Annotated in this window: 1 protein-coding gene and 1 pseudogene; both read right to left on the reverse strand. The window is 75.6% G+C overall.

Annotation, left to right across the window (positions count from 1 at the left end):
* Nucleotides 1-62 precede the first annotated feature (62 nt).
* Nucleotides 63-5,246, reverse strand: a pseudogene (locus ACIPSC_RS29750) (SDR family NAD(P)-dependent oxidoreductase); the annotation flags it as partial.
* A gap of 64 nt (nucleotides 5,247-5,310) precedes the next feature.
* A complete protein-coding gene (locus ACIPSC_RS29755; protein WP_400830045.1) occupies nucleotides 5,311-15,417 on the reverse strand; it encodes a type I polyketide synthase in 10,107 nt (3,368 codons plus the stop codon).
* Between the last annotated feature and the right edge of the window lie 71 nt (nucleotides 15,418-15,488).

Genomic DNA, 15,488 nt, shown 5'->3' on the forward strand with positions numbered 1-15,488 from the left:
CATGTGCCACTTGAGCCTGCTCCTATAGCCGGTGCGGGTTCGACCTGGTTCTTCCGTCGCCCTCAGCGGGCGCGCAACTGGTCGAGTACGTCGAAGAGTTCGTCGTCGGTGGCCGAGGCGAGGTCGGGCCGGCCGGTGCTGTCCCGGCCGTCGTCGCCCCAGCGGGCGAGGAGGTCCTTCAGCCGGTGGGTGATCGCCGTCCGGGCCTGGTCGTCGTCGGTGTAGGGCGTCAGGAACTGCTCCAGTCGGTCGAGTTCGGCGAGCGCCGGGCCCACCGCCGTGGTCTCTCCGGTGTCGAACTCGGCGCAGAGGTGGTCGGCCAGCACCTCCGCGGTGGGGTAGTCGAACACCAGGGTGCTGGGCAGCTGGAGGCCGGTGGCGTCCTGCAGCCGCTCCTGGAGTTCGAGGTTGGCGAGCGAGTCGAAGCCCAGGTCGACGAAGCCCTGGCCCGGGTCGATGGACTCGGGCGTGGACTCGGCCAGCACGATCGCCGCGTGGGTGCGCACCAGGTCGAGCAGGGCACGCCGGCGGTCCTGCTCCGGCATCGCCCGCAGGCGCTGCGCGAAGCCGGTCGTCCCGTCCTGCTCCTGCTCCTGGTCCGGCCCCGGCACGGGCGCCGACGCCGCCGCCGTGGGGACCGGCGCCGTGGCCGACTCCCGCAGCAACGAGGGAACTTGTCCCTGGTCGGACCGGCCCCGCAGTACTGCGAGGTCCAGCCGAACGGGGACGAGCACCGACTCATTGATCATGATACGGGCGGTGTCGAAGAGATCAAGAGCCTCCGAGGTCGAAAGCGCGCCCACACCGTCCCTGGCCAACCGGCCCATGCTGAGCGGATCCAGACCTTCCGTCAGCTTGCTGCGCTCCGCCCACAGCCCCCAGGCCAGCGAGAGGCCGGGCAGGCCCTCGGCGTGGCGCCGCTGGGCGAGCGCGTCGAGGAAGGCGTTGGCGGCCGCGTAGTTGGCCTGTCCTGCGGTGCCGAAGGTGCCCGAGGCGGAGGAGAACAGCACGAAGGCGTCGAGCCCGGCGTCGAGGGTCAGCTCGTGCAGGTGCCAGGCCGCGTCGACCTTCGGCTGCAGGACGGCGGCGAGCCGCTCGGGCGTGAGCGCGGCCAGCAGGCCGTCGTCGGCCACGCCGGCCGCGTGCACGACCGCCCGCAGCGGGCGGGCCGCGGGAATCGACCGCAGCAGGGCGGCGAGGGCCTCCCGGTCGGCGGTGTCGCAGGCGGCGACGGTGACCTCGGCCCCCCGCTCGGTCAGTTCCGCCACCAGCTCGGCCACGCTCGGCGTCTGCTCGCCCCGGCGGCTCGCCAGGAGGAGGTGCCGGGTGCCGCGCTCGACCAGGTGCCGGGCGAGCAGGCCGCCCAGGGTGCCGGTGCCGCCGGTGACCAGGACGGTGCCGTCCGGGGCGAAGGCGGTGCCGCCGCCGGTGGCCGGCTCGGCCTCCACCAGCCGCGGCGCCAGCAGGCCGGAGCCGCGGAGCGCCAGTTGGGGCTCGTCGGAGGCGAGTGCCCCGGCCAGGTCGGCCGCGGTGGGCGTCGCCCCGTCGAGGTCCAGCAGGCCGAAGCGCCGGGGGTGTTCGGACTGGGCCGACCGGAGCAGTCCCCAGACGGCCGCCGCCGCGAGGTCGGGGGCGGGATCGCCGGCTCCGGTGGACTGGGCGCCGGTCGTCACCACGACCAGCCGCGCGGCGGCGAACCGCGGCTCGGCCAGCCAGGACCGCACCAGCCGGAGCGCCTCCGCCGTGGCGGTGTGGACGGCGGTCGGCACGTCGCCGCCGGTCGGAGCGAGCGGGACGAGGACCACGTCCGGCACGGGGGTGCCGGCGGCGGCCAGCGCGGCGAGGTCGGGGTGGCGCTCCGGCGAGGCGTCCGGCAGCCCGGCGCCCACCACCGCCGTCCGCACGGCGGCGGACTGCGGGGCCGGCGGCACCGGCGTCCAGCGGACGCGCCACAGGGCGCCGGAACCGGCGGTGGCCGCGGGCAGCCGGCGCGAACGCAGGCTCGCCACCGTGGCCACCGGCACGCCCGCCGGGTCGGCGGCCTCGACGGTCACCGCGTCCGGGCCGGCCGGGGCGAGCCGCACCCGCAGGGCCGTGGCACCGGCCGCCCGGACCGAGACGCCGTGCCAGGCGAACGGCACCGGGGTCGGCCCGTCCGCCTGCTCCGCCCCGGCCGCGTAGGCCTGCAGGGCGGCGTCCAGCAGCGCCGGGTGGAGGCCGTAGCGGCCGGCGTCGCCCCGGTCCGCCTCCGCCAGCGCCACCTCGGCGAACACCTCCTCGCCGCGCCGCCAGAGCGCGCGCAGCCCGCGGAAGGCCGGGCCGTACTCGATGCCGAGGCCGGCGAAGCGCTCGTAGCAGCCGTCCAGGCCGACCGGCTCGGCGCCGGCCGGCGGCCAGACCACCAGGTCGGAGGAGACGCTCGGGGCCTCGGGCGTCAGCGTGCCGGTGGCGTGCCGGGTCCAGACGGCGTGCTCGGGAGCGGCCGGGTGCGAGGACAGCTCCACGGCGCGGTGGCCGGAGCCGTCCGGGGCGCCGACGGTCAGCCGGATCCGGGCACCGGCCTCCGTGGCGGCCTCGGGAGCGGGCAGCTCCAGCGGGGCGTGCAGGGTCAGCTCGCCCAGATGCGGGCAGCCCGTCTGCGCGCCGGCCTCGCGGACCAGCTCGACCACGGCGGTGCCGGGCAGCAGCACCCGGCCCTGCACGGTGTGGTCGGCGAGCCAGGGCAGCTCGCGCGGGGAGAGCCGGCCGGTGAACAGCAGCCCGCCGTCGGCCGGCAGTTCGACCAGGGCCCGGAGAAGGGGGTGGCCGGCGGCCGTGAGACCGGCGGCGGCCACGTCGGGGTCGGCCGGTCCGTCCTCCAGCCAGTACCGGCGGCGCTGGAAGGCGTAGGTCGGCAGGTCCACCGGGCGGAGCCCGGCGACCGGGAACGCCGCCGCCAAGCGGACCGCCGCGCCGTGGACGTGCAGGTCGGCCAGCGCGGGGAGGAATCCGTCGGCGGCGGCGACCACCTGGACGTCCGGCCCGACGGCGGCGGTGATCCGTTCGGCCCGGTCGGTACCGGCGGGGCTCTCCCACCCCAGGACGACGAAGCGGTTGTGGCCGCGCTCCAGCAGCGTTCGCAGCGAGGCGTCCAGGGCATCGGTGAGCAGCGGAATCCGGCTCTCCGTGAGGGCGCCCGCCTCGCCGGACACTGCCGCGCGCGCACCGTCCACCAGGGACAGCGCCCCCGCGACGCAGGCGCCGGCGACCGTGCCGACGCCCGGAGCCACCACGGCGGCCGGGTCCACGCCGTGCTCCGCCCAGAGCCCGGCGAGGGCCACCAGCACCGCCCACGCCACCGCCCGGCCGACCTCGGGGCGCGCCGGATCGGGCGCGCCCGCCGCACCGCGCAGCACGTCGGTCGCGGACCAGCCGGCAGCCTCGCGCAGCGCGGCGTCGCACTCGGCGAGCCGCGCGGCGAACAGCGGTGTGGTGTCCAGCAGCCGCACCACCCGGTCGGAACGCTCCAGCGGCGAGTCCGGCAGCACGAACACCACCGGGCCGTCGTCCCGGGCGACGCCCGTGACCAGACCGGGCCGGGACTCGCCCGCGGCCAGCGCCGCCAGGCCCGCCCGCAGCTCGCCGAGGTCGGCGCCCAGCAGCACGGCCCGGTGCTCGAAGGCCGCCCGGTGGCGCGCCAGCGCCGCACCGACCTCGGCCGCGGTCTGCTCGGGATGCGCGGCCAGGTGGTCCAGCAGCCGGGCGGCCTGCGCGCGCAGCGCGGCCCCGGTCCGGCCGGAGAGCGCCCACGGCACGGACGCCCCGGCGGCGGGCCGCGGTCCGGCCTCCTCCGGCGGGAGGCCGGCGGCGGCCTCCTCGGTGGCGGCCTCCTCGGCGGCCTCCTCCAGGATGAGGTGCGCGTTGGTCCCGCTGACCCCGAAGGACGACACACCGGCCCGGCGCGGCCGCCCGGTGGCCGGCCACTCCCGGGCCCCGGTCAACGGCGCCACCGCGCCCGCCGACCAGTCCACGTGCGGATTGGGCGCGTCGAAGTGGAGCGTGCGCGGCAACACGCCCTGCCGGATCGCCATCACCGTCTTGATCACGCCGGCCACACCCGCCGCCGCCTGGGCGTGGCCGATGTTGGACTTCACCGAGCCGAGGTGGAGCGGCTCCCCGCCGGACCGGTCCCGGCCGTAGGTGGCCAGCAGGGCCTGCGCCTCGATCGGGTCGCCGAGCGTCGTCCCGGTGCCGTGCGCCTCCACCGCGTCCACCTCGTGCGCGGCCAGCCCGGCGTGCTCCAGCGCCTGCCGGATCACCCGCTGCTGGGCGGGCCCGCTCGGCGCCGTCAGCCCGCTGCTGGCGCCGTCCTGGTTGACCGCGCTGCCCCGGATCACCGCGAGCACCCGGCGCCCGTTGCGCCGGGCGTCCGAGAGCCGCTCCAGCAGCAGCATCCCGACGCCCTCGCCGAGGCCCGTCCCGTCGGCCCCGGCCGCGAAGGCCTTGCACCGCGCGTCGGTGGCCAGTCCGCGCTGCCGGCTGAACTCGACCAGCGCCATCGGCGAGGCCATCACGGTCACCCCGCCGGCCAGCGCCAGCGTGCAGTCGCCGTTCCGCAGCGCCTGCGCGGCCTGGTGCAGCGCGACCAGCGAGGACGAGCACGCCGTGTCCAGCGTGACGGCCGGGCCCTCCAGGCCGAAGGTGTACGCGACCCGGCCGGAGGCGACGCTGCCGGTGCTGCCGTTGCCGACGTAGCCCTCGAACTCGCCCGGCACCCGGCGCAGCCGCGAGGCGTAGTCCTGGTAGATCACCCCGGCGAAGACGCCGGTCCGGGTGCCGCGCACCGTCGCCGGGTCGATCCCGGCCCGCTCGAAGGCCTCCCAGGAGGTCTCCAGCAGCAGCCGCTGCTGCGGGTCGGTGGCCAGCGCCTCCCGGGCGCTCATGCCGAAGAATGCCGGGTCGAACTCGGCGGCGTCGTAGAGGAATCCGCCCTCGCGGACGTAGACCGAGCCGTGCCGGGCCGGGTCCGGGTCGTAGAGGCCCTCGCCCCAGCCGCGGTCGGCCGGGAACGGGGAGATCACGTCCCGCTCCTCGGCCACCAGCCGCCAGAGGTCCTCGGGGGAGGTGACCCCGCCGGGGTAGCGGCACGCCATGCCGACGATCGCGATCGGCTCGCGCGCCCCCTCCTCGACCTCCTGCAGCCGCCGGCGCGTCCGGCGCAGGTCGATGGTCAGCCGCTTGAGGGTGTCGAGGACCTTCTCGTCGCTCGTCATTGCGCTGTGCGCCTCTCTGTTCAACGCGGGCTCCGACGACGGGGCCGGGTGGGCAGGTTCACGAGTTCCGCAGTTCGCCGTCGACGATGTCGAGGAGCTCGTCGAGCGTCGCGTCACCGAACTCGTCCTCGTCGTCGGCGGGTTCGGCCGGTCCGGCGGCGCTGCCGGCGCCGCTCGCGTCCAGCTGGGCCACCAGCCCGCGCAGCCGGGCGGCGAGCCGCTCGCGCCGCGGATCGCCGGCGGCGAGGTCGCGCAGACCGGCCTCCAGGCTGTCGAGGTCCAGCAGCTCCGGCTCCTCGGCCGGCCGCGACAGCTGCCCCAGCAGCTCGCCGAGGTGCTCGGCGACGGCGACCGGCGTCGGGTGGTCGAAGACCAGCGTCGCCGGCAGCCGCAGGCCGGTGGCCGCGTTCAGCCGGTTCCGCAGCTCGACCGCCCGCAGCGAGTCGAACCCGGACTCCAGGAAGCCGCGCCCGCTGCCGACCTCCTGCGGCGAGGCGTGGCCGAGCACCGCGGCCACCTGGGCCCGCACCAACTCGATCAGGGCGTGCGACTGTTCGGCGGGCGACAGGCCGGCGAGCGACAGCCCGGCACCGGCCCCGGACGGCGCGTCGGCCTGCGCCGCGCGCCGGGGCGCCGAGCCGAGCAGGGCGCGCAGCAGCGGGGACCGCCCCGCCGGCTCGCCGCCGCGCAGCGCGGGCAGGTCCAGCCGGACCGGCAGTACCAGCGGCCGCTCCTGGGCGAGCGCCGCGTCGAACAGCGCCAGACCCTCCGAGGTGGACATCGGCAGCACACCGGAGCGCTTCATCCGCGCCCGGTCCGCCTCGCTCAGGCCGCCGGTCATCGCACTGACCGCGGACCACAGCCCCCACGCCATCGACACCCCGGGCAGACCCAGCGCCCGGCGATGCGCAGCCAGGGCGTCCAAGTAGGCGTTGGCGGCGGCGTAGTTGGCCTGGCCGGCGTTGCCCAGCAGCCCGCCCGCCGCCGAGAACAGCACGAACAGCGCCGGCTTCGCGTCCCGGGTCAGCTCGTGCAGGTTCCACGCGGCGTCCGCCTTCGGCCGCAGGACGGCGGCCAGCCGCTCGGGCGTGATCGCGGCGAGCGTGCCGTCGTCCAGCACCCCGGCCGCGTGCACCACCCCGGTCAGCGGGTGCTCGACGGGGACGGCCGCGAGCACCGCGGCCAGGGCCTCCCGGTCGGCGGCGTCGCACGCGGCGACCGTCACCTCGGCGCCCGACTCGGCCAGCGAGCGGACGAGTTCGTCGGCCCCGCGGGCCTGGCGGCCCTGGCGGCTGAGCAGTACCAGGTGCCGGACGCCGTGCGCCTCGACCAGGTGCCGGGCGACCAGCGCGCCCAGCGTCCCCGTCCCGCCGGTGATCAGCACCGTGCCCTCCGGGTCCGGCGCGGGGGCGACGGACGGGCCGTCGGCGGGGCGCAGCCGCGCCAGCCGCGGCACGAACACCCGGCCGGCCCGGACCGCGTACTGCGGCTCGGCGCCGTCCAGCAGCAACGGTAGCGTGGCCGAAGCCTCGGCCACGGTGCAGTCGAGGTCCACCAGCACCAGCCGATCCGGGTGCTCGGCCTGCGCAGAACGCACCGCGCCCCACACGGCGGCCGCGGCCAGGTCCGGCGAGCCGGCCGGGTCGTCGGCGTCGACGGCCCCGCGGGTCACCAGCACCAGGCGGGAGGCGGCGAACCGCTCGTCGGCCGTCCAGGCCTGCAGCAGCGACAGCGCGCGCTCCACCGCCTGCCGGGCGGCGTCCGCCGACACGGTGTCCGCGTCGGGCTCCGGCATCCACGGGACCACGACGGCCTCGGGCACCGGCGCCCCGGCGCCGACCGCGTCGGCGAGCGCGGCGAGGTCGGGGTAGGCCGCTCCTGCCATGCCCGTGAGCGCGTCGGGGGCACCGAGCACGGTGGAGCGGACGGCACGGGCGGCCGGGCGGCCGGGCAGCTCGGTCCAGGCCAGCTCGAAGAGCGAGTCGGCGGCGGCGCGCTGGACGGCCGAGCCGAGCTGCGCCTGGGAGAGCGGCCGGACGACGAGCGACTCGACCGTGGCCACCGGCAGGCCGGTCTGGTCGGCCACCACCAGCGACATCTCGTCCGGCCCGGTCGGCGTCAGCCGGACCCGCAGCGCGGTGGCGCCGGTGGCGTGCAGGGCGACGCCGGTCCAGGCGAACGGCAGCCGCACCCGCTCCGCGCCGTCGACCAGCGTGGTGTGCAGGGCCGCGTCCAGCAGCGCGGGGTGAAGACCGAACCGGCCGGCGTCGGCGAACTGCTCCTGTGGCAGCCGGACCTCGCCGTAGACCTCCTCGCCGAGGCGCCAGGCGGCGCGCAGCCCTTGGAACGCCGGCCCGTACCCGAGTCCGTCCTCCGCCAGCCGCTCGTAGAGGCCGTCGAGGGCGACCGGCTCGGCGCCGGCCGGCGGCCAGACGGCACCGGTGGCCCACCCGGCGGCGGGCCCGGCCGGGGCGGCGGTGCCGATCGCGTGGCAGGTCCAGACGGTGGTGGCCTCGGCGGTGTCGGGGGCGGAGTGGATGGTGAGGGGCCGACGGCCGGCGCCGTCCGAGGCGCCGACGCGCACCTGGACCCGGACCGCCTGCTGCTCGGGCAGGACGAAGGGCACCTGGAGGGTCAGCTCTTCCAGACGGTCGCAGCCGAGCCGGCGGCCGGCGTGCAGGGCGAGCTCGACGAGTGAGGTGCCCGAGGCGAGGACGGTGCCCCGGACGGCGTGGTCGGCCAGCCACGGGTGGGTGGCGACGGAGAGCCGGCCGGTGAGGATCACGCCCTCGTCCTCGGGCAGCGGGACGGCGGCGGCGAGCATCGGGTGCTCACCGGAGTCGAGCCCGGCGGTGCGCGGGTTGGCCGCTGCGGGCGGGGTGAGCCAGAAGCGTTCGCGCTGGAAGGGGTAGGTGGGGAGGTCGGGGTGGGGGTTGGGGTGGAGGAGGGGGGTCCAGTTGAGGGGGTGGCCGTGGTTGTGGAGGTGGGTGGCGGAGGTGAGGAGGCGGGTCCAGGTGCCTTCGTTGCGGCGGAGGGTGCCGGTGACGATGGCTGTTGTGGTGTCGAGGGTTTCTTCGATGGCGGGGGTGAGGACGGGGTGGGGGCTGGTTTCGATGTAGGTGGTGTGGCCGTCGGTGTGGGCGGCGTGGGTGGCGTCGGTGAAGCGGACGGTCTGGCGGAGGTTGGTGTACCAGTACGCCGCGTCCAGCCGACTGGTGTTGATGAGGCCGCCGGTGACCGTGGAGTAGAAGGGGACGGTGGCTTCGCGCGGGCTGATGCCGGCGAGGTTCTCGGCGAGTTGGGTCTGGATGGCTTCGACGTGGGGGGAGTGGGAGGCGTAGTCGACGTCGATGCGGCGGGCGCGGATGTCCTGCTGTTCGCAGTGGGTGAGGAGTTCGTCGAGGGCGTCGCTGTCGCCGGCGATGACGGTCGAGGTGGGGCCGTTGTGGGCGGCGACGGTGAGTCGCCCGTCCCAGCGGGTGAGCAGCTCGGCGGCGTCCTGCTGAGCCAGCGGGAGGGAGGCCATGCCGCCGTGGCCGCTGATGGCGAGGATGGCCCGGCTGCGCAGGGCGGCGACGCGGGCGCCGTCCTCCAGGGTGAGGGCGCCGGCGACGGTGGCGGCGGCGATTTCGCCCTGGGAGTGGCCGATGACGGCGGCGGGCTCGATTCCGAGGGAGCGCCAGAGCTCGGCGAGGGAGACCATGACGGCGAACAGTGCGGGCTGGATGACGTCGACGCGGGTGAGGTCGTCGTTGCCGCGCAGGACGTCGGTGAGTGACCAGTCGACATGCGGGGCGAGTGCGGCTTCGCACTTGGCGATCCACTCGGCGAACACGTGGGAGGTGTCGAGGAGTTCGGCGCCCATGCCGATCCACTGGGAGCCCTGGCCGGGGAAGACGAAGACCGGCCGTTCGTGGGTGCCGTGTCCGGTCGGGGCGGTGCCGTCCGCCAGCGCGGTCAGGGCGGCGAGGAGTTCGTCGCGGTTCTGGCCGAGGGCGACGGCGCGGTGGTCGAGGGCGGCGCGGCCGGTGAGCAGGGTGTGGCCGACGGCGCGCAGGTCGCTGTCGGGGTGGTCCTGGAGGAACGTGGCGAGCTGTCCGGCCTGGGCGCGCAGGGCGCGCTCGTCCCGCGCGGAGAGCACCCACGGCACCACCAAAGAGGGCGAGTTGACCTCGGCCGCGTCCTTCTGCGGCTCCTCCGGCGCCTCCTCCAGGATCACATGCGCGTTCGTCCCGCTGATCCCGAAGGCCGACACGCCCGCCCGGCGCGGACGCCCGTCCGCCTGCGGCCACTCCTGCGCGTCGGTGAGCACCGAGACCGCGCCGGACGCCCAGTCCACGTGCGTGGTCGGCTCGTCGACGTGGAGGGTGCGCGGCAGCACGCCGTGCCGGAGCGCGAGCACCATCTTGATGACCCCGGCGACGCCCGCCGCGGCCTGGGTGTGGCCGATGTTGGACTTCACCGAGCCGAGCCAGAGCGGCTGCCCGGACACACGGTCCTGGCCGTAGGTGGCCAACAGGGCCTGCGCCTCGATCGGGTCCCCGAGCCGGGTACCCGTCCCGTGCGCCTCGACGGCGTCCACGTCCGCGGCGGTCAGCCGCGCGTCGGCCAGCGCCGCACGGATCACCCGCTGCTGCGAGGGACCGTTCGGTGCGGCGAGTCCGTTGCTGGCGCCGTCCTGGTTGATCGCCGAGCCGCGCACCACCGCGAGGACGGGGTGTCCGTTGCGCTGCGCGTCGGACAGACGCTCCAACAGCACCACCCCGGCGCCCTCGGCGAGGCCGAAGCCGTCGGCGGAGTCGGCGAACGCCTTGCAGCGGCCGCTCTGGGAGAGCGCGCCCATCCGGCTGAAGCCGATGAAGGAGTCCGGGGTCGGCATCACGACCGCGCCGCCCGCGATCGCCATCGAGCACTCGCCGTTGCGCAGGGCCCGGCCGGCCAGGTGCAGGGCGACGAGCGAGGACGAGCACGCCGTGTCGACGGTGATCGCCGGGCCCTCCAGGCCGAAGGCGTAGGCCAGTCGGCCCGAGATGACGCTGGTGACGCTGCCGGTGATGACGTAGTCCTCGATGGCGGCCGGCGCCTCGGCCGAGCTGACGCCGTAGCCGTGCTGCATCGCGCCGACGAAGGCGCCGGTCCGGCTGCCGCGCAGCGTGGTGAGGTCGATGCCGGCTCGCTCGAAGGCCTCCCAGGAGGTCTCCAGCAGCAGGCGCTGCTGCGGGTCCATGGCCAGGGCCTCGCGCGGGCTGATCCCGAAGAACGCGGGGTCGAACCGGTCGACGTCCTGGAGGAACCCGCCCTGCTGGCCGGAGACCGCGTCCAGGTCCCAACCGCGGTCGGTGGGCAGGCCGGAGACCACGTCGCCGTCCGTGACGAGCAGCTGCCAGAGCGCCTCGGGGGTCGTGACGCCGCCCGGGAACCGGCAGGCCATGCCGACGATCGCGATCGCCTCGTCGTCCGCGGCGCCGGCCGACCCGGTCGGACCGGCGGGAACCGTCTCCTCGGCGGCACCCAACTCAAGTACCTCGCGGCGCAGTTGGCCGGCGATCGCGGCCGGGGTCGGGTAGTCGAAGACCAGCGTCGCCGGCAGGCGCAGGCCCGTCGCGGTCGCCAGCCGGTTGCGCAGCTCGACCGCGGTCAGGGACTCGAAACCGAGCTCCTTGAAGGCTCGTTCGGGACGGACGGCTTCCGGGTCGCGCCGCCCCAGCACGGCGACGGCGTGGGTGGTGACCAGGTCCACGAGCACCCGGAGCTGCTCCGGCTCGGACAGGTCGGCCAGGGAGCGGCGCAGTTCGGAGCCGGATTCCGACGTATTGGCCTCCGCCTCGGCGGAGGACGCCAACACGGCTCGTGCCTCGGGGAGTTCGGCCAGCAGCGGACTCGGGCGCAGCGCGGTGAACAGGGGGACGAAGCGGTCCCAGTCGATCTCGGCCACCGCGACGAAGGTGTCGTCGTGGTCGAGCGCCTGCTGGAGGGCGGCGATCGCCGCCTCGGGACGCATCAGCGGGAGGCCCTGCCCGCGCACGCGCTGCCGGGTCCGCTCGACGTCCAGGTCGCCGAGGTTCTTCCAGGTGTTGACGGCGTCCTCCCAGACGCCCCAGGCCACCGACACCATCGGCAGACCGTCCGCACGGCCCTGTTCGGCCAGCGCGTCCAGCGCCGCGTTGGCGGCCGCGTACGCGGCGTGGTCCCCGCTGCCCCAGAAACCGGCGATCGACGAGAAGAGCACGAAGGCGTCCAGCGCCTCCGGGTCGAGCAGGTCGGCGAGGTGCCGGGCACCGTCCACCTTGGCGGCCAGCACCTGGTCCAGGCTCTCCAGCCCGGTGTCGGCCACGGACGTCAGCTCGATGAACGCCGCCGTGTGCACGACCGCCCGCACCGTGTGGCCGTCCGCCCGCAGCCCGTCGAGCAGGCCGGACACCGCCTCGCGGTCCGCAATGTCGCACGCGGCCAGGGTGACGGCCACGCCCTGCGCCGTCAGCTCGGCCGCCAGGTCCGTCGCGCCCGGCGCGTTCGGGCCGGAGCGGCTGGCCAGGACCAGGTGCTCGGCGCCGTTGTCGGCCAGCCAGCGCGCGAGCCGGGGGCCGAGGCTCCCCGTACCGCCGGTGACCAGCACCGTGCCACGCGGGCGCCACCGCCGGACCGGCCTGGCGTCCCCGAGCGGCGCGTGGACCATCCGGCGGGCGAACAGCCCGGCCGGGCGCACCGCGATCTGGTCCTCGTCGGACCCCGCCGCCAGCACCCGGACCAGCCCGCCGAGCGAGCGCTCGTCGGGCTGCTCGGGCAGGTCCACCAGACCGCCCCAGAGCTGCGACTGCTCCAGCGCGACGACCCGGCCGAGGCCCCACAGCTGGGCCTGCACCTGATCGGCCGGGGCATCGGACGGGGCGGCGGACACGGCGCCGTGGGTGGCGCACCACAGCGGCGCCCGGACCCCGAGGTCGGCCAGCGCCTGGACGAGCGTCAGCGTCAGCGCGAGGCCGACCGTCACGGTCCGCTTCCCGGGGCACCGGCGGTCGTCCAGGCCGAGGAACGACAGCACGCCGGCGTGGTCGGACGCGTCGTCGGCGAGCAGTCCGCGCAGCTGCGCAGCCAGGACCTCGCGGTCCGCGTCCTCGTCGGTGACCTCCAGCAGAACGGTCCGCGCTCCGCGCACGCCGAGAACCCGGGTGGCCTCGGTGACCCATGCGGCCTCGGAGTGACCGGCCGGCACGACGACCAGCCAGGTGCCGGTGAGCGCGGACGCGGTGTGCCCGGCGACCGGCTTCCAGGCGATCCGGTACCGCCAGTCGTCCACCGCGGAACGGTCGAGGCTCTGCCGGTGCCAGGAGGAGAGAGCGGGCAGCAGGGTGGTCAGCGACCGGCGCTGCTCCTCGTCCTCGACCTCCAGTGTCGCGGCCAGGGCGGCGACGTCCTGCTCCGCGACGGCCTCCCAGAAGCCCGCGTCCACCGCGGTGGCCTCGGCAGGGCCCGAACTGGCGGGGGCGGCGTCCTCGATCCACAGGTGCTGGTGCTGGAAGGGGTAGGTGGGGAGGTCGGGGTGGGGGTTTGGGTGGAGGAGGGGGGTCCAGTTGAGGGGGTGGCCGTGGTTGTGGAGGTGGGTGGCGGAGGTGAGGAGGCGGGTCCAGGTGCCTTCGTTGCGGCGGAGGGTGCCGGTGACGATGGCTGTTGTGGTGTCGAGGGTTTCTTCGATGGCGGGGGTGAGGACGGGGTGGGGGCTGGTTTCGATGTAGGTGGTGTGGCCGTCGGTGTGGGCGGCGTTGGTGGCGTCGGTGAAGCGGACGGTCTGGCGGAGGTTGGTGTACCAGTACGCCGCGTCGAGCTTCGTGGTGTTGATGAGGTTGCCGGTGACCGTGGAGTAGAAGGGGACGGTGGCTTCGCGCGGGCTGATGCCGGCGAGGTTCTCGGCGAGTTGGGTCTGGATGGCTTCGACGTGGGGGGAGTGGGAGGCGTAGTCGACGTCGATGCGCCGGGCCCGGATGTCCTGCTGCTCGCAGTGGGTGAGGAGTTCGTCGAGTGCGTCGCTGTCGCCGGCGATGACGGTCGAGGTGGGGCCGTTGTGGGCGGCGACGGTGAGTCGCCCGTTCCACTGCTTGAGGAGTTCGGTGGCGTCCTCGTGGGAGAGGGGGAGGGAGGCCATGCCGCCGTGGCCGCTGATGGCGAGGATGGCCTGGCTGCGCAGGGCGGCGACGCGGGCGCCGTCCTCCAGGGTGAGGGCGCCGGCGACGGTGGCGGCGGCGATTTCGCCCTGGGAGTGGCCGATGACGGCGGCGGGCTCGATTCCGAGGGAGCGCCACAGCTCGGCGAGGGAGACCATGACGGCGAAGAGCGCCGGCTGCACGACGTCCGCCCGGGTCAGCTCGTCGTTGCCGCGCAGGACGTCGGTGAGTGACCAGTCGACATGCGGGGCGAGTGCGGCTTCGCACTTGGCGATCCACTCGGCGAACACGTGGGAGGTGTCGAGGAGTTCGGCGCCCATGCCGATCCACTGGGAGCCCTGGCCGGGGAAGACGAAGACCGGCCGTTCGTGGGTGCCGTGTCCGGTCGGGGCGGTGCCGTCCGCCAGCGCGGTCAGGGCGGCGTGGAGTTCGTTGCGGTTCTGGCCGAGGGCGACGGCGCGGTGGTCGAGGGCGGCGCGGCCGGTGAGCAGGGTGTGGCCGACGGCGCGCAGGTCGCTGTCGGGGTGGTCCTGGAGGTACGTGGCGAGCTGTCCGGCCTGGGCGCGCAGGGCGCGCTCGTCCCGCGCGGAGAGCACCCACGGCACCACCAAAGAGGGCGAGTCGGACTCGGCCGCGTCCTTCTGCGGCTCCTCCGGCGCCTCCTCCAGGATCACATGGGCGTTCGTCCCGCTGATCCCGAACGAGGAGACGGCGGCCCGCCGGGCGCGTTCACCGGCCGGCCACTCCTGCGCCTCGGTGAGCAGCGACACGGCCCCGGCCGACCAGTCCACGTGCGTGGTCGGCTCGTCGACGTGCAGGGTGCGCGGCAGGACGCCGTTGCGCATCGCCATGACCATCTTGATCACACCGCCGACGCCGGCCGCGGCCTGGGCGTGCCCGATGTTGGACTTCAACGACCCCAGCCAGAGCGGCCGTTCGGCCGGCCGCTCCTGCCCGTAGGTGGCCAGCAGCGCCTGCGCCTCGATCGGGTCCCCGAGCCGGGTGCCCGTCCCGTGCGCCTCGACCGCGTCCACCTCTGCGGCCGTCAGCCGGGCGTTCTTCAACGCGTCCCGGATCGCCCGCTGTTGGGCCGGACCGTTCGGTGCGGAGAAGCCGCTGCTGCTCCCGTCCTGGTTGATCGCCGAGCCGCGGACCACGGCCAGCACCCGGTGCCCGTTGCGCCGGGCGTCCGACAGGCGCTCCACCAGCAGGACGCCCACGCCCTCCGCCCAGCCGGTCCCGTCCGCCGCGGCGGCGAACGCCCGGCAGCGGCCGTCCGGAGAGAGCGCGCGCTGGCGGCTGAACTCGACGAACCCACCCGGCCCGGTCATCACGGTGACGCCGCCGACGAGCGCCATCGAGCACTCGCCGTTCCGCAGCGCCTGCGCCGCCAGGTGCAGGGCGACCAGCGAGGACGAGCACGCCGTGTCGACCGTGACGGCCGGCCCCTCCAGGCCCAGGGTGTAGGCCACCCGGCCCGACACCACGCTGCCGAGGCTGCCCGTCATCAGGTAGCCCTCAAGGTCCTCGGGCGCCTGGCGCAGCCGTGCGGCGTAGTCCTGGTGCATCACCCCGGCGAAGACGCCGGTCCGGGTGCCGCGCACCGATGCCGGGTCGATGCCGGCCTGCTCGAAGGCCTCCCAGGAGGTCTCCAGCAGCAGCCGCTGCTGCGGGTGCATGGCCATGGCCTCGCGCGGGCTGATCCCGAAGAAGTCCGGGTCGAACAGCGGGGCCTCGTGCAGGAACCCACCGGCCCGGGTGTAGGTCTTCCCGACCGCCTCCGGGTCGGGGTCGAACAGCGACTCCACGTCCCAGCCGCGGTCCTCCGGGAAGGCGGAGATCGCGTCGCCGCCGTCGGCGACCAACTGCCAGAGGTCCTCGGGGGACTTGACGCCGCCGGGATACCGGCAGGCCATGCCGACGATGGCGATCGGCTCGGAGGCCGCGGCGGTCAGCTTGCGGTTCTGCTGCCGCAGCGCCTCGGCCTCCTTGAGGGAGGCCCGCAGCGCCTTGACGACTTCTTCACTGGTGGTCATCGAGAACTCCGAAACTCCGGGCCGTTGAGACGTGGTGCGGG

It is taken from the genome of Kitasatospora sp. NPDC090091, from assembly GCF_044747365.1.
Taxonomy (GTDB): Bacteria; Actinomycetota; Actinomycetes; order Streptomycetales; family Streptomycetaceae; genus Kitasatospora.